The following is a 15,061-nucleotide window of genomic DNA, read 5'->3' on the forward strand; positions in this document are numbered from 1 at the left end:
TTTCTCTAATCCATAATATCTCGATTCCAAGTCTTCAAGATAATGGGGCTTTAACAGAATACTAGTGCCAATACATTACAAAAACATCAATGAGGAAAGGGCAGTTAAGAATTATTTCACTGCATTATTCATGGAAGATGCCATTTTCTTTAAATATGAACGAATAGAAAACCAAAAAATTAAATAGATGATTACAAAAACAACAACAGCAATACTAATGGATATTGGATCTGCAGGTACCCAGCCAAAGCCAAATGCAAGTGCAAAATACACTACAATGGAAAGAGTGAAGTGTAGACCTAATTGTTTTAATAAACTCCATTCATTTTTATCAAAAATAAAGGAGGCGAAACTGAAATAAATACCTACTATTAAGCTACCCAACATATTTAACCAAACTTCATCTACAGAAGCTTCTACTTCTATTATCTTCATAATAGTTAGTGCAATAAATGTAAAGATTCCAGCAAAGCCTATTCCAACTATTCCTCTTTTCATTAATTCAACGACCATTCCCATCTCCTCCTAATAATTTTTGTTTAAGTGAAACGACATAGTTCCTAGTAACGTATTCTTTATTACCCGACTTAAAGTGAACACATAAATTACCATTAAAGGCGACTTCGAATTTTTGTATCATACGAGTATTGCCAAGAACGGATTTTGAAAATCTTGCGAAATGAAAGGGTTCAAGCAAATTTTCTAATTCATATAACTTCATTTTTAATTCGACGTCTTGATTATGGATGCGTGCGTACACCTTTCGTTTTTCTGCATAAATAAAATCAATATTCTCTGGTTCGATTAAGATGGTTTGTTCTTGGTCGGTTCCTATAATTCGTTCAGGAGTGGGATGTTTAATCCGTTTCATTAATTGGTCTAATTCCATACTCCAAGATTGAGCATGAATGGTGACGGATAACTCGTTATATTCATCCCGGATATCAATATTTACATGCATGTGTAATCACCTCGATTCATTACAAGTATTGCAAAGTCTTGCTGTAATCGCTACATCATTTGTATAAGATGTCGATGTGTATGTATAAGAAGCTAGAATTAACTCATAGGAAGGTTTTGTTAAACGTATAAATTAATTGTAAGGAAGGGATATACATGGTTCAATGGGTAAAGAGATTATTAGCCAAGCGCAAGGTCATCATCTATACAACATTTGATCAAAGCGATTATATGAGAAAGTATCAACAATTATTGGCTAATGGTCTAAATGTAAAAGTAAAGGTTACGAATAATGCCCCAACTACGGTGAATCAGGAGTTTACAGGTAATGATCATTTTCAAATGAAGCAATTTGATTTAAAAGTACCTAAACAAGATGCTGAGAAAGCTAAGCATTATATAGGTATTGGTTAGTATTGAATTTTTAGGAAAAGTGGTGGGAGTTTTGGATACAGTTGAGAATAACCCAGCTGGTTTTTGGATAAGATTTGGTGCGTTATTGTTAGACGGGATTATTTTAACGATTCTATTTTATCCAGTTACGTTTATATTTAGTTCTATGGGAGTAGGGGACACAATAATAGATATTACATCAAGAATGTTAAATCTTATTTATGCAATTGTTCTGCCTCTACTTTGGTCAGGTTATGTAATCGGTAAACGTATTGTTGGAATACGCATTGTGAACATGGATGGTTCTGATGTTGGCTTTCTAACAATGGTTCTAAGGGTCTTTGTCAGCGGGATTATATATTTAGCCACACTAGGGATTGGAGTTATTGTAAGTGCTTTTATGATTGGACTTCGAGAAGATAAGCGAGCTATACATGATTTAGTTGCTGGGACATATGTAACATATAATAGACCGTAACACAGGAAAGCTGCCCCTATAGTGGCAGCTTTTTTTAGTTTTATTACTGTACTGGAAGGAAATAGAATACTATCAATAAATAAGGGGTGTTAGAGATTTATGATGGAAACGTTTAAATTAAAGACCAGATCTCATGATCAAATGGTTGATATTACAGAAACTTTAGAGCAATGGATTAGCGATAATAATATAAAGGATGGCGTGCTCGTTGTTTCCTCACTACATACAACAGCAGGCATTACGGTTAACGAGAACGCTGATCCAGATGTGAAGACAGATATGCTAATGAGATTGGATGAGGTTTATCCTTGGGAGCACTCAAAAGATAAGCATGGTGAAGGAAACACAGCATCTCATTTAAAAACAAGTACAGTAGGCTCATCTGAAACAATTATTGTACAGGATGGAAAACTGGTTCTAGGGACCTGGCAAGGAGTTTATTTTTGTGAATTCGATGGACCTCGGAGTAGACGTTACGTGGCAAGGATGATGGAATCGTAAAAACTTCCTAAACGATGAAACCAATTATTACAAAATCTCGTCTAAAGGTGTAAATGAAAGCTTATTAGGAGAGCATGGTAAGATTTCTATTATAGTAATCTACCAATGCTCCTCTTAATAAGTTTATTTGGTTTGGCCTAAATGATGGTAGATTAAACGAAAAGAGAACATTTACAACTAAAAGGAGGAACGGTGATGAAAGAATCATTGAAAAAAATCGGGCTAGTGGTTGCAGCAAGTTGTTTTACCGTTGCCCCATGGTCCTCATCTTTTGCTCAAGCGGATGCCAAATATAATGACTTGTCGGAAGATGTAACAGGTTATGAAGAGATTCAATTTTTATCAAACAAAAACATTATCAAAGGATATCCAGATAGTAGTTTTAGACCTGGAGATGATGTGACTCGAATGGAAGCAGCGATTATGCTTACAAGGGCATTAGATTTATCCACAAAAAATCGTCCTGATCCTAATTTAAATGATATTTCTAAAGATCATCCACACTATGAATATGTTGCGACCGTTGTAGATGAGGGAATTTATCAAGGGACGCCTTCCAATCAATTTTTGCCAAGTGAAAGCATAAAAAGAATTGACATGGCGGCAGTGCTAACAAGAGCTTACGAGCTAGAGAGTGGGCCAATCACCCCGGATTTTCGTGATGTAGCTGATGATCGACAATATATGACCAAGGTTGTTTCAAATGGTATCTCTGTCGGATTCCCAAATCAAACATTCCGTCCTGATATCGCTACAACCCGTGCTCAATTTTCAATCTTTCTAGCAAGAACAATGGATGATCAATTTAAAAATCCAACAGTTAGTTCAAATTTATTAGAAGATGCTGAAGATGGAAAGATTCGTAACTGCTTTGCTCCGCTAAATCAAGAGATAACATACGAGGAGTTTAAGGAAACACATGGTAGCCCTGAAAAAAGACTAGATTTTGATAATGGGTTTTCCGCAGAATATGGAAAGTGTACGTATAGCTTTAACGGAGAACGACCTCAAAACATGTTTAAATTCATGTATTTTCCTAAGGATGAGCGTCTAACGAAAGAAAAGATGACCAATATGTTAGGTGAGCCAGATCGCTCCAATGAACAAAACAATTCTACTATTAATCAAATATATGAGTTAGAAGATTACACTGTAAAGCTTGTATATCCTTATCAAGAAAACGTTCTTCATCATATTGAAGTAATGCCTAATCATTATTTGGATCCTACATGGTTATTGCAGAGTGAATATATTAATAATGTAGAGCAGGTGAATGGAAAGCCTGTCATACAAAACCCTGAAAATCAGCTAGCGCTGGTGAATAAGGATAACTATTTACCATCAAGCTATACACCAGAACTTGTCCGTCCGAAAGTGGACTTTGTATTCGGTGATCAAAAATTAAATAAAGCACTGATGAGACCAGAAGCGGCTAATCACCTTGAAGAGTTGTTTAATGCTGCTGCAGAGGATGGTATAAATATCCTTGCTACATCTGGTTATCGTTCGTATGAACGTCAGCAAACATTATTCCAACAAGAGGTTGAGGAATCTGGTAGAGAAGCTGCAGAAGAAGTAGTTGCTATACCTGGATCCAGCGAGCACCAATCTGGATTAGCTATGGATATTACCTCACCTTCTGTTGACTACCATCTTGTGCAACGATTTGGTGATACAGAGGCCGGTCAGTGGTTAGAAGAAAATGCATATAAATATGGATTTATATTACGCTATCCTCAAGGTAAAAAGGATGTAACTGGCTATCAGTATGAGCCTTGGCATTTTCGCTATGTAGGTAAAGCATATGCAGAGATTATTCACAACAACAATATAACTTTAGAGGAATATTTTCAGAGCATAACAGAAATTTAAAAGTAACCTGCTATTCTGAAAATGCATCAACGAACGTAAACATCCTTGCAATTCTATAAGTGTGCAAGGATGTTTTTTTGAAATATTTGATAGGTTTTGGAAATATTATTGTATGAGAACTAGAGCAAGGAAACCTGCTAAAACAATGGAAAGGTAAAGAAAGGGAAGCCAGCGAGGAAGGGCTGGGATGGTTTGGGTGATAAGATTCTGGTTTAGTTGACGTTTGGCTTTAACATGTCCTAAAGTGGATGCTTTTTGTAAATATTTATTCGCCTTTTCTGTGTCACCCTTTTCCATAAGAAATAAACCATATTCATATAAGCGATCTCGATCATTTGGAGAATAATGAACACATTTCTCTAAATAATTTGGGTCATTCTTGTTAATGTAAATTCCCTGTTTAACCTCTTCTAACTGTTTATTCAATCGTATCCCCACTTTCATGTAGAGTAGTGAAGCAGGTTGAACTACTCTACATAATTATGTGGAGATGTAAAGACTTAGTCGTTTGCAGTAGTTTTTTATATTGAAAGATAAGTTCCGCATTAAACTTACATACCTGGTAAATTTGGTCTTGCTGTTATGGCGTTATAATAGCTATATATAGTAAGCAATAACAATAATAGAAGATAAATAGAGTACATTATGATGACAATAAAGACTGCTGGGAGTACTTGTGTGAGGAGAATAGCATTTCCTATTGTAGCAATGGTTAAGGATATTGCTAAAAGTTCAGGAGTGTCGTGGTAGTCTAACATATATATGTTCACAAGTATTAGTACAATCGTAAGGAAAGCAGATATTGTAAACATAACTGTTTCAGAGATGGTTGGGGCAGGTGACATCGATATTGTAGCTAACACAAGGCTTGTCCAACAAATGAAAATGAAAGATGAACTGGTAATAAGAAACTTTTTCATATTTGCATTCCCTTTCTACTATATATCTTACATTTTATTTTAACATTAAATGTAATTATTTGGTGGGTAGATTGGAGGAGTTTAGGTAGAAAAACTTACATACATAGAAGGAGAGAGTGAGATGGCTTCACGAGGACATTTATAAATAGCAAATATTTTGTACTATTGAAAAAATGAGTACCGATCTTATCTATAAGTAAGGCAACATTTAGCTTGATAGTTAATAAAATTTGGACAAACAGGGGGAACAAGCCCTTTATTATGTCTTAACATTAGCACTTATCATCATACATATTGAAGTAATGAAGCTTGACATAACTCCAAATCTAGTGGACAACTTATATGTAGTAAACATTGATGTAAAAGGGGATTAGGGAGATTGATATACATAGTTCCTTTATTTTGAAGCTACTTCTAATTCCTCTTTTTCATCAATGATAATGAGGTAATTATTAGCTCATTATTTAATTTCATAACATAGGTCTCTATTATGTTAGTATTTTTAGATTAACTTCTTGCATCAAATTATTAGCAAATTGTGTTCCAGAGTGTACTAAGGTATTTTGAGAAAGGCAAGATTATTTTCGACATGGAATTAAACGGTTTTAACTAGATGGGGACGTTGGCTCATGGCTTTTAAGATAAACAACTTATCTTGACTTGTCAGCATTCTCCAGCTACTAGCTTTAATTTTCATTCCATTCTCCTCCTTGAATTTTAGATCCCTTTTTGACATGCACACCTTGTATCTTTGATTCTAATTGTCTATACCGTCATTTTAAACAATTTAAACAACAAAAATATCTACAATGTTCGATGGAATTCGAGTTAATTAGATGGGATTTTTAAAAATAAAGAGAAGATTTTGAAGAATGCGAGGTAGGGGTGTAAGCTTTTGTAGAGTGAATTTTTTAGGAAAATGACTATAGTTATGTAAGAAAGAGTCAATTTCCTGTTTTCCTTCTTACAGGAAATGAACTCTTTCATCAAAATAGGAATTACGCAATCAACTTTCTGCATTCATCAGCACATTTACGACATGCTTTAGCACATTTTTGGCAATGGTCGTGATGGTGTGCTTCACAAGAATCAGCACACTCTTCACAAGCTGTGATACATACTTTAGCGATTTCTTGCATATATGGAGAATTTCGAGTGATGGACTGTTCTAAAAATGCACAAATGTCAGCACACTCTCGATCTAACCGAATACATTCTACCATTGCATTTACGTCTTCCTCTTGGAGACAAGCATCGTAACAATGATTGCAAGCTTCCATACATTCATGTAATGCCTTTAATACAGATGGGAAATTTTCATGCGTCATAACAGTGTTACCTCCTAAGTATTGGTTCTAGTAAGGTTTACCATTTATTTCTCTTTTCTAAACGTATTTTATACACTAAAGAAAGGTTTAGTGCACCTTACTCACTCCATAAATGATTAGATGTTGCAAAAGAGAGGGCGGTGGGCAAGATCACGAGGGGGGGAAGCGCTGAAGCTAGAGTCGTAAACGTTAGAAACTTATACTTTTGATTACTACTAAAAAAACACCTTCTCTAAATTTAAGAAGGTGCTAAACAAAGATCTATTAACTTGTAGTTAGTGGTATGAGTTTTTCTAAGCTCTCTAGTTTGGTTACATATTCATCAAATGTTTCTTTGTCTTTGTCATCTAGTGCTTTGTCCACTTTAAATTGGCAATAATTCAGATCTAGTTGGACGTCCATTAGGGAACGAATATATTCCTGTTGATAAAGGCTTTCCAACTCTTTTATTGCTAAATTAATACTATCCTCACCATTTAGAAATACTTTGATACACCAGCCAATCCCTTTTACATATCTTCTTTCTTCTGTAAGGGATAACTGATCACCCTTTGTGATGGACAAAGTATAGGATGGTGTTGTATCCAAGCTACGATCGACTTCATGTTGAAACGATGTGGTCGCGACAAAAGAAGGGTACAATTGGTTGGCTCCTTTCTAGAATGGTTTCGTAATGAGAAATTCTATTAAAGTTATCATAAATTCTAAGAAAATTCAAAGTCAAATAGGTTGCTTCTCTACATTTTATAGCCAGGCTTTTTTACTTTCATATAAATTCATGTACACTAAAGGCAAATGTTTTTTTAGGAGGTTCACCATGAAGGTAGAAGCAGTTGTGTTTGATTTAGACGGTGTTATTGTGAATACAGTTCCCTACTATTATAAGTCTACGAAGAAAGTGGCCGATGAAATGGGAGTGCCATTTACTGAGGAAGATAACTTAGCTTATCAAGGAAGACCTCGTCTTGATTTAATTGATGCATTAGCAAACCGCTCCGATCGAACATATTCTTATCAAGAAAAAATTGACCTTGGTGAGCGAAAGAATCGTTATTATCAAGAATATATTTCTAGCTTATCAGAGAAGAATATTATGCCTGGCATTCTTCCGTTTTTAGAAGAAACCAAACAAGCTGATATCCCAATTGCACTGGCATCTTCTAGTTCTAATGCTCGTATGGTTTTGAAAAAGCTAGGGTTAACTGATTATTTTTCTATTATTATGAATCCTAAAGAACTGAAAAAGGGAAAACCGGACCCTGAGATTTTCCTATCTGCTGCAGATCAATTAGGTGTGAAATATAATCAATGTGTTGCTATTGAAGATGGTGAAGCAGGGTTAGAAGCCATTCTAGCTACCTCCATGTTTTCAGTAGGTGTTGGAACTGCTTCGTTTCTGCAACAAGCAGATTGGCATATCGAATCAACCAGGGAGCTTTCACTGGATACATTACAGGAAAAAGTAAATATCAAAGAAGAACACCGCCCTTCTGAATAGGGCGGTGTTTCTATGTGTTCAAGATAATATAGAGATAATTTTCGTAGTGATTTTTAGAAGGAAAATATTGGATTTTTCCTATACAAATTTATTAATGACTATCTGTATTTTTGCGTTAGGCTATGTTAAAGTTTGGTGTTGATTATGGAATCAACTAATTAAAAATAGCCTTATTCAAGATAAGAAGCATAATCTGGAAGACTTGGATTCGAGATATTTTATATAATTACCATTACTAACTGGTCTAAAAAGAGGGATGTTTCCGTTGCTTTCGTGAGAATAAAGGTGGCCGTGGAACAACTCGCGTCCTGCCGGCGAGCTGGCAAGCCTCCTCGAGCCCAAGAGCGGGGCTCTGTGGGGTCTCGCCTACCTCTTTCTCCGGCGGGAGTCTCCTTGTTCCACGGCCACCTTTGCTGTTTTGGGAGGGACGGAAACATGGCCAAAAAAGGGAGTTTTAGGTTGTCGCTCCTAATTTTTAAAAGTAGCTCCTATTTCTTAAATCTCGCTCCTAAATTTCAAAAGTTGTTCCTGTTTTCCGATTCTCGCTCTAAAAGTAGAAAAGTCGCTCCAGAGCCCATAATTATGGCAAAAGGTCGCTACTACGAATAGCAAACTCGATCAAATTTTATGGCAATTGAGGCCATAGGTCCGATTGCAACATATTGGCAGGGTTGGGTGGGAAACAAGGAGACTCCCGCGGGAGGAAGAGGTAGGCAAGATCCCCTGAGGGCGTTTTCCCCGAAGGTAGCTTGCCAGCTCGCCGCAGGACGCGAGTTGTTTCCCACCCAACCCTAACCCTCATAAAGTATCGGACCTCACCCTTATTATATCTCGAATCTAAGTCTTCAACATAATGGTGCTATTATGGAGGAACATAAAACTATTTCATGATTATATCAACAACAAACTTTAACATAGCCTTGCGTTAAAAAAGGTACCCCATTCATAGCTAGTGGTAGTAGATACATATATATAAACTAAATGTTATCTATTGGTTCAATTAAAGGGATTGCCAATACAGGGGGTACCATCATGAAAAGGTTTCAAACCTTATTTTTTTGTGGACTAGTTCTGTTATGTTACTTAGTGTTGAGTATGTATCATCATATACAAGCCGAGGAAGAAAAGAGTGCTGGATATCTTGTATTAGGAGATGACTGGGCTAGAGGGTTGCTTGGGAACGGAGGGATGGGAGAAGGGTATGTAGGCTTAATAAGCCAAGCCTTTGAACGAGAAGGTTATCACATATATGTTGATCACCCATATCCGAAACCTTACCTTACAAGTAGTGAACTGCTGACACAATTAGAGGGGAAGGCTGTACAGCAAGGAATATCTTTATCCGATTTTATTACAATTTCCATTGGGTTGAGTGACATTCAGAAGCTGCTTACTGTAGAAGAAGATGCAAGTGTTGGAGTAAGGGAAAACGTTTTAACAAAATCTTTGCAAAAAGTAGAGTTTAATGTGAATGAATCTATAGACATTATCCAAAAAATTCAACCTCAAGCTGAGGTATATGTATTTGGTTATGCGACACCAGATGTTCCATCCTTTATGAAAGATATCACAAAAGACCTCATCTTGCAGTTAAACAAGACATTAGAGAAATCAACAGATGGGAAGAACAATGTGTCTTATGTAAAGGCACCGACCTATATTCCAATGGAGAAGAGTTCTGTTACACTATTGCCGAACGAAAAAATTTACAATCGTATGGCCAAGGCTTTTTTACAAACCTACTCAGAACGACATGGTCTATCATTTCAATCAACTGATTCTGAATGGAAATGGGGAGATGAAGAGTCTTACGAAAAAGTTATGAAGTATGCCAAAAGCATGCATTCTTTAAAGGCCATCACTAGAGAAGAAGCTATATATTTTTTTAAATACCTTGCACCTCATGTGGAGAAACCACAATTCACCTATGAATGGAAGGATATTCAAGTTTCACATGAACTTTATCCATTGTTGGTTAGCATGACTGATATGCAGATAATTCGAAAAAGTGATTTTTTTAATCCTAAGCAACCCATCACTCGAGCTGAAATGGTAGCTATTCTTGCAAGGGCATTAGATGTTCCACCAACCATTTCACCTTTATTTACTGATATTCCTTCAAATCATTGGGCTAACCATTATATAACTGGATTAGCTGAGATTGGGATATTAAATGGTTATCCAGATGGAAGCTTCAGGCCAGATCAAGAGGTTTCTGGCACTGAACTTTATAGGATTTGGGAAAGAATAGTTAGGGAAATTAACTTTTCTAAATAAAACATTCAAGGACTTATCACTACGTATATAGATGAAGTAGAAACAAGTCCTTAATATGAAAGCTAGCTAGATTGAGCAAGTCCAAAGTTAAAAGCTATTAAATGCTTTTTGGAAGCATCACGTAAGTTCGAGAATACTTTTGCTATGTCATTTGGTAATTCTTCTATTTTTAGGAACGTTTCATACATGGCAATGTTGTCAATTTCACCTTTTACTCCAGTTTGAAATGCTTCTTTTAGAGTGACGGGTGTTGTAATGTACTGTTTTGCATTATATACTGGTATCTCTATTTCATACTGCTCCATTAGTCTTTTGATTGCTTCTATGTGCTGTTGTTCGGCTTGTACAATCTGAGAGAAAGGAAGAATATTCCCGTACTTTTTTGTAACGGCTTCATACCTTGCAAGGGCTAAGTATTCGTCTTGAAGCGCATACGTTAATGCTTCTTCAATAGAGATATCTTGATCTTGTAATGCTCCTTTTGCACCAAAATCACTTGGTACAGCAGTTTGTGCATTCATACGTGATGAGAACATAAATACAAGTAGCATTACAGCAATTAATATCCATCTTACTTTTCTGGATAATATCCATTTCATAATAGCCATCTCCTTAAGATTATTCTATGGTTAGTTTTCCTACACTCTCCAAATTCATACAAAAAGGAAAAATTGAGCATATCGATTCGTTTATATTTTCCAATAAACAGGAACACTAACCTTGAAATCATCATCGAAAGGAGATTCTACAATATGAATCAAGAACAAATTAGAACAAAAATTCAAGAAGTAATGGATACACATAAAGTAGGTTCTTTAGCAACTGTTCAAGATGGTAAGCCACATTCACGTTATATGACATTTCACCAAGAAGACTTGATCTTGTACACTGCAACAGACAAAGACACGCACAAAGTAGAAGAGGTTGAACGCAACCCATTTGTTCATATTTTAGTTGGCTATGATGGAAAGGGATTTGAGGATCCTTATGTTGAAGTTGAAGGTAGAGCTAAAATTAATGATTCTAAAGAGATGAAAGAAAAGCTTTGGAACGATTATATGAAGCATTGGTTTTCCGGACCAGAGGATGAAGATTATATTATCCTTGAAATTCATCCTACTCAGATTCGTTTAATGAATGTAGAGGGAGAAGAAAGCCCCCAAATATATAAGCCCTAAATAAAAAACCTGAAAGCCAATGTGTTGGCTTTCAGGTTTTTACTGATGAGACAGGCATCCATATTATTGGCGATTAAAATTCAAGGTTCTATTATCTTGTTCAACTTTCAAACCGTCAATAAATGGTTCTAGATCATCGATGACCTCTAGTTTGTTTAAATCTTCAGCATCGAAGGTAATAAATCCTTTTACAATTAAATTCTCATTGCTATGAGATACGGATGTGACTTCTTTTTCCTCCAAATACTCGTCCATTGCATCGGGTGTTTTAATACTAATTTGTTCTTGTTTTACATTTAGGTCCTTCACATCTTCAACAGTATATTCAAAAGTAAACTCATGAAGGTTCTTCTCTAAAATCGTGAGCTGTTCATCTTTATTAGAAAATGCATACGTATTTTCATCTTCTTTATCTTGTGAAGAAGTTCCTTCATCTTGAGGATCTTTTTCATTACTCTCATTTGTTTGTTGGTCTTGTTCAGATTGGGTTGACTTATCTTGATTATTATCAGATGTATTACTGCTTTCATTGCTATCATTTGAGCAACCTGCTACGAGTAACATAACAAGCATACTCGTTAGTAGAAGTTGTTTCATTTAAAAATACCCCCATTATAGTCTCCAAAGAATTATAGCATATTTGGAGAAATAAAAGAAAGAAGATTCCTACAACTTTAATAGCATTAGCTTTTGAGTTATGGGTAAAATAAGTATGAGGAAAAGGAGGGGAAACCATTGGGATTCCATACACTTAAATGGATTAACATAATCAGTTACCTTTATTTATTAGTTGCCTCATTTATTTTGGCTGGCGATATTGGTGGTGGGGTAGAAGAGTATGTGTATGTCATGCCCTCAGGGTATGCCTTTTCTATTTGGGGAGTAATTTATATATTACTAGGACTACTATTAATCGCTCAGTTTACTCAAAAAGAAGCTATGGAACAACTAGTCACAAAAATTGGGCTGTGGTTTCCCTTAAGCATGGTATTATCAGGTACTGCAGTAACGGTAGGGACTACACCAGCTTTCTTTTATATAGTAGCATCCTTAGTAACTTTAAGTATTGTTTATACGAAAATACAGCATACCATATATCGAAGTACATTATACCGATTTCCTTTTTCGTTATATTTAGGTTGGACATCTATCGCTACAATAGTGGATGCCTTTATTATTATTTATTCAAATGGTATATCAGAAATTGCCGGACTAAATCAATTAGAGTGGGCAGTCATTATGCTCTCTGCTGGTGGGGTTATTGCTATACTATTTCAATTTTCCCATCATGACCGTATATTTCCAATTGTATTCATATGGGGGTATGTAGCTATTATAGTGGAACAAAATCATTCCTCTATCATTTGGACTACCGGAATAGTCATTGTGGTTCTTGTATTCTTGATAGGATGGGGCTCATGGAAAGAGAAAAACAGGTGGTAGCTCATACATAAAATTCACCTCTTGTCTGACACTAAGTGTGGGAATAGGAGGTTGGAACATGAGCTATAGTACAAAAGATCAAGTATCGTCCCTACAGTGGTGGCAACTGTCGCTTATTGGAGTTGGATGTATTATTGGAACAGGATATTTTTTAGGGTCTTCTATTGCTATACAGTTAGGCGGACCTGCAGTAGTGGGAACGTTTTTACTAGCTGGAATAGGTACATATATCGTATATATGGCATTAGCAAGCATGACCAGTGCTCATCCTGAAAAAGGTTCGTTTCGTGACTATAGTAAACACGCATTTGGTCATTGGGCTGGCTTTTGTAATGGGTGGGTCTATTGGACCTCTGAACTTTTAATTATGGGGAGTCAGCTCACTGCGCTTGGTTTGTTTACGAGGTTTTGGTTCCCAAATGCTCCGCTATGGCTATGTTCACTTGTTTATGCAATATTAGGATTACTAGTGATGTTTACAGGAGTAAAAAGTTTTGAACGCATGGAAAATGGTTTTGCTGTTATTAAAGCTGCAGCCATCTTGATGTTTATCCTGCTTGCTGGACTGGGAGTATTGGGTTTGCTTAAAGGAACAGATTCTCCAAATATATTAGGTGATACTATCTTCTCAGCTGGACTTCCTAGTGTCTGGGGGTCTTTTTTATATGCTTATTATGCTTTTGGAGGAATAGAGGTTATAGGTCTTATGGCCATACGTCTAAAAAACACAGACGATGCACCTAAAGCAGGCCGTCTTATGCTTATATTACTTACCGCTGTGTACGTTTTGTCTATTATTGGCGCATTGCTGCTTGTTTCTTGGAAACAGTTTACTGCAGATGAAAGTCCATTTGTGACAGCGTTAAAAGCATTTGATCTACCTTATGTATCCCATCTATTTAATGGAATCCTAATTATTGCAGGATTTTCTACCATGGTAGCAGCATTGTATGGAGTGACCACTATGATTGTAACCTTATCAGAAGAGGGTGATGCTCCACGGGTGTTTTCTAAAAAAAGCAAACGCGACTGGCCATTCACTGCACTTGGGTTAACTAGTGGTGGTCTTCTATTCTCTATACTTGTTGCATTATGGCTGCCGGAAAAGGTGTATGAATACATTACAACCGCAGCAGGCCTTATGTTATTACTTAATTGGGCTTTTATCTTATTAGCGTACCAAAAGTTATTAAAACCTACTGGTTGGCTTACTATTCGAACGTGGCTAGGCATTGCGCTTTTAGCAGTAGCAATCTCTGGTGCATGGTTTCAAGCCACTACACGTCCTGGTGTTTATGTAAGTATTGGATTTATTGTACTTATTGGCGTAAGTTGGCTTGTGTTTCGAAACAAAATAGCAAGTAGGTAGGAGGTTCATAAGTATTTTAGGATAGCCACATTATCTTGAAGACTTAAGTTCGAGATAATTTTGATAAGAGAGATGTTTCCGTTGTTTTAAACAGAGAAAAGATGGGCCGGGAAATAGCTCGCTTTCCTGCGGCCTCACATGACGTGAGGTCGGTCGCGTTTGCTACAGGATGTAGCGAACTTACTCGACCTTCCTTGATTACTTACAGAGTCTCCTCGGGCCAAAATACTGCCCTGTGGGGTCTCGACACATCCGTTTTTCCGCGGAGTCTCGCCATTGCCCGGCCCATCTTTGCGTTCATGTGGATTAACGGAAACATAGCCAGGCTAGAGTGGGACGTTCTGGATAATGGTTTTCGCGAAGCAAGGAATGGTACATGACACAAAGTGATGCTATGCGGACATATAGTCCCCTATTCTTCGATTTAAAGGCTATTTTGCATTCGTAACGGACATACAGTACGCTATTTAGCCAAAATCACCTAAAATTAATGTGTTTTTTCACAAATAAGATACTATATGTTCGTTAGAAGATGGCCAACGTATTTTCAAGAGTCCGATCGTAACATTTCAGCAGGGATAGGTGGGAAAGGTATAAAAAAATGAACTGGACTCTTAATAAATAAAACCCTATTGTGGCAGTCTTGATGAAGACTGATAATAGTAATTGTAATAGCGTACGGACTACACAAACAATTTATGTAGGAAAGCCATTTCATACAGCATATAGTTTACAAACTTTTTTATACAAATTATTGAAAATTAATGCGTAAACCGGTCCAAGCGTGGTATATTTCAAAATAAGCCCTTAAACATTCGTGAGTAACAAATAAAAGGAATTAGCT

18 protein-coding genes are annotated in these 15,061 nt (G+C 36.4%); 10 read left to right on the plus strand and 8 right to left on the minus strand.

The features are described from left to right. Window positions 1–111 precede the first annotated feature (111 nt). Complete coding sequence (locus N782_RS10070) at window positions 112–513, minus strand: DUF3021 domain-containing protein (RefSeq protein WP_036819169.1); 402 nt, start codon at window positions 511–513, stop codon at window positions 112–114. Further along, on the minus strand, window positions 503–961 hold the full coding sequence (locus N782_RS10075; RefSeq protein ID WP_036819171.1) for a LytTR family DNA-binding domain-containing protein: 459 nt from the start codon (window positions 959–961) through the stop codon (window positions 503–505). Before N782_RS10075 ends, N782_RS10070 begins: the two co-directional genes overlap by 11 nt. 155 nt (window positions 962–1,116) lie before the next feature. Between N782_RS10075 and N782_RS10080 the strand changes: the two genes are divergently transcribed. The 4 genes from N782_RS10080 to N782_RS20720 all read left to right on the plus strand — a co-directional run bounded on the left by N782_RS10080 (window position 1,117) and on the right by N782_RS20720 (window position 4,204). Next, on the plus strand, window positions 1,117–1,374 hold the full coding sequence (locus N782_RS10080) for a hypothetical protein (RefSeq protein WP_036819173.1): 258 nt from the start codon (window positions 1,117–1,119) through the stop codon (window positions 1,372–1,374). After that, the gene (locus tag N782_RS10085) at window positions 1,367–1,831 is read left to right on the plus strand and encodes an RDD family protein (protein ID WP_237582640.1); all 465 of its coding nucleotides are present in this window, start codon (window positions 1,367–1,369) and stop codon (window positions 1,829–1,831) included. The genes N782_RS10080 and N782_RS10085 overlap by 8 nt, the downstream gene beginning before the upstream one ends. A 99-nt stretch (window positions 1,832–1,930) precedes the next feature. Next, window positions 1,931–2,332, plus strand: coding sequence for a secondary thiamine-phosphate synthase enzyme YjbQ (locus N782_RS10090; RefSeq protein ID WP_036819177.1), 402 nt, complete (start codon window positions 1,931–1,933; stop codon window positions 2,330–2,332). A gap of 195 nt (window positions 2,333–2,527) precedes the next feature. Next, window positions 2,528–4,204, plus strand: coding sequence for a D-alanyl-D-alanine carboxypeptidase family protein (locus tag N782_RS20720; protein WP_052111285.1), 1,677 nt, complete (start codon window positions 2,528–2,530; stop codon window positions 4,202–4,204). Window positions 4,205–4,309: 105 nt separating this feature from the next. Here the strand turns inward: N782_RS20720 and N782_RS10100 are convergent, their stop codons facing one another. Then, a complete protein-coding gene (locus N782_RS10100) occupies window positions 4,310–4,648 on the minus strand; it encodes a tetratricopeptide repeat protein (protein ID WP_161783097.1) in 339 nt (112 codons plus the stop codon). A 107-nt stretch (window positions 4,649–4,755) separates the two neighbouring features. Next, the gene (locus N782_RS21285) at window positions 4,756–5,124 is read right to left on the minus strand and encodes a hypothetical protein (protein WP_152600755.1); all 369 of its coding nucleotides are present in this window, start codon (window positions 5,122–5,124) and stop codon (window positions 4,756–4,758) included. A gap of 230 nt (window positions 5,125–5,354) precedes the next feature. Here N782_RS21285 and N782_RS21515 point away from each other — a divergent pair, with 230 nt between their 5' ends. Continuing rightward, a complete protein-coding gene (locus N782_RS21515; protein WP_161783098.1) occupies window positions 5,355–5,498 on the plus strand; it encodes a hypothetical protein in 144 nt (47 codons plus the stop codon). Window positions 5,499–6,122: 624 nt separating this feature from the next. Here the strand turns inward: N782_RS21515 and N782_RS10110 are convergent. Together N782_RS10110 and N782_RS10115 are read right to left on the minus strand one after the other, a co-directional pair. Next, window positions 6,123–6,452, minus strand: coding sequence for a four-helix bundle copper-binding protein (locus N782_RS10110; protein WP_036819183.1), 330 nt, complete (start codon window positions 6,450–6,452; stop codon window positions 6,123–6,125). Between the two features lie 264 nt (window positions 6,453–6,716). Further along, window positions 6,717–7,094 (minus strand): IDEAL domain-containing protein, encoded by a 378-nt coding sequence (locus N782_RS10115; RefSeq protein ID WP_036819185.1) that lies wholly within the window; start codon window positions 7,092–7,094, stop codon window positions 6,717–6,719. A gap of 175 nt (window positions 7,095–7,269) precedes the next feature. On the opposite strand from N782_RS10115, the gene pgmB reads away from it, so the two are divergent. After that, the gene (pgmB, locus tag N782_RS10120) at window positions 7,270–7,950 is read left to right on the plus strand and encodes a beta-phosphoglucomutase (protein ID WP_036819187.1); all 681 of its coding nucleotides are present in this window, start codon (window positions 7,270–7,272) and stop codon (window positions 7,948–7,950) included. A gap of 1,032 nt (window positions 7,951–8,982) precedes the next feature. After that, window positions 8,983–10,227, plus strand: coding sequence for an S-layer homology domain-containing protein (locus tag N782_RS10130; RefSeq protein ID WP_036819192.1), 1,245 nt, complete (start codon window positions 8,983–8,985; stop codon window positions 10,225–10,227). 62 nt (window positions 10,228–10,289) lie between these two features. On the opposite strand, the gene N782_RS10135 is transcribed toward N782_RS10130, so the two are convergent. After that, window positions 10,290–10,826: a ferritin-like domain-containing protein gene (locus tag N782_RS10135; protein WP_036819195.1), complete on the minus strand. Its 537-nt coding sequence runs from the start codon at window positions 10,824–10,826 to the stop codon at window positions 10,290–10,292. A gap of 153 nt (window positions 10,827–10,979) precedes the next feature. Between N782_RS10135 and N782_RS10140 the strand changes: the two genes are divergently transcribed. Next, complete coding sequence (locus tag N782_RS10140; RefSeq protein WP_036819197.1) at window positions 10,980–11,405, plus strand: pyridoxamine 5'-phosphate oxidase family protein; 426 nt, start codon at window positions 10,980–10,982, stop codon at window positions 11,403–11,405. 63 nt (window positions 11,406–11,468) lie between these two features. Here N782_RS10140 and N782_RS10145 read toward each other — a convergent pair whose 3' ends face one another. Next, window positions 11,469–12,002: a hypothetical protein gene (locus N782_RS10145; RefSeq protein ID WP_036819199.1), complete on the minus strand. Its 534-nt coding sequence runs from the start codon at window positions 12,000–12,002 to the stop codon at window positions 11,469–11,471. Window positions 12,003–12,140: 138 nt separating this feature from the next. Between N782_RS10145 and N782_RS10150 the strand changes: the two genes are divergently transcribed. Both N782_RS10150 and N782_RS10155 read left to right on the plus strand, forming a co-directional pair. Continuing rightward, window positions 12,141–12,848: a hypothetical protein gene (locus N782_RS10150; protein ID WP_052111286.1), complete on the plus strand. Its 708-nt coding sequence runs from the start codon at window positions 12,141–12,143 to the stop codon at window positions 12,846–12,848. Window positions 12,849–12,906: 58 nt separating this feature from the next. Next, window positions 12,907–14,217 (plus strand): amino acid permease, encoded by a 1,311-nt coding sequence (locus N782_RS10155; protein WP_036819200.1) that lies wholly within the window; start codon window positions 12,907–12,909, stop codon window positions 14,215–14,217. Window positions 14,218–15,061 lie beyond the last annotated feature (844 nt).

Origin of the sequence: Pontibacillus yanchengensis Y32 (assembly GCF_000770635.1) — a bacterium.
GTDB classification, from domain to species: Bacteria; Bacillota; Bacilli; order Bacillales; family BH030062; genus Pontibacillus; species Pontibacillus yanchengensis.

What these genes read in the sequence shown, in the direction of transcription:
- N782_RS10070 (WP_036819169.1), bottom strand. Translation starts at nt 513, where the DNA reads ATGGTCGTTGAATTAATGAAAAGAGGAATAGTTGGAATAGGCTTTGCT.
- pgmB (WP_036819187.1), top strand. Translation starts at nt 7,270, where the DNA reads ATGAAGGTAGAAGCAGTTGTGTTTGATTTAGACGGTGTTATTGTGAAT.
- N782_RS10110 (WP_036819183.1), bottom strand. Translation starts at nt 6,452, where the DNA reads ATGACGCATGAAAATTTCCCATCTGTATTAAAGGCATTACATGAATGT.
- N782_RS10140 (WP_036819197.1), top strand. Translation starts at nt 10,980, where the DNA reads ATGAATCAAGAACAAATTAGAACAAAAATTCAAGAAGTAATGGATACA.
- N782_RS20720 (WP_052111285.1), top strand. Translation starts at nt 2,528, where the DNA reads ATGAAAGAATCATTGAAAAAAATCGGGCTAGTGGTTGCAGCAAGTTGT.
- N782_RS10155 (WP_036819200.1), top strand. Translation starts at nt 12,907, where the DNA reads ATGAGCTATAGTACAAAAGATCAAGTATCGTCCCTACAGTGGTGGCAA.
- N782_RS10130 (WP_036819192.1), top strand. Translation starts at nt 8,983, where the DNA reads ATGAAAAGGTTTCAAACCTTATTTTTTTGTGGACTAGTTCTGTTATGT.
- N782_RS10145 (WP_036819199.1), bottom strand. Translation starts at nt 12,002, where the DNA reads ATGAAACAACTTCTACTAACGAGTATGCTTGTTATGTTACTCGTAGCA.
- N782_RS10080 (WP_036819173.1), top strand. Translation starts at nt 1,117, where the DNA reads ATGGTTCAATGGGTAAAGAGATTATTAGCCAAGCGCAAGGTCATCATC.
- N782_RS10100 (WP_161783097.1), bottom strand. Translation starts at nt 4,648, where the DNA reads ATGAAAGTGGGGATACGATTGAATAAACAGTTAGAAGAGGTTAAACAG.
- N782_RS10090 (WP_036819177.1), top strand. Translation starts at nt 1,931, where the DNA reads ATGATGGAAACGTTTAAATTAAAGACCAGATCTCATGATCAAATGGTT.
- N782_RS21285 (WP_152600755.1), bottom strand. Translation starts at nt 5,124, where the DNA reads ATGAAAAAGTTTCTTATTACCAGTTCATCTTTCATTTTCATTTGTTGG.
- N782_RS10075 (WP_036819171.1), bottom strand. Translation starts at nt 961, where the DNA reads ATGCATGTAAATATTGATATCCGGGATGAATATAACGAGTTATCCGTC.
- N782_RS10135 (WP_036819195.1), bottom strand. Translation starts at nt 10,826, where the DNA reads ATGAAATGGATATTATCCAGAAAAGTAAGATGGATATTAATTGCTGTA.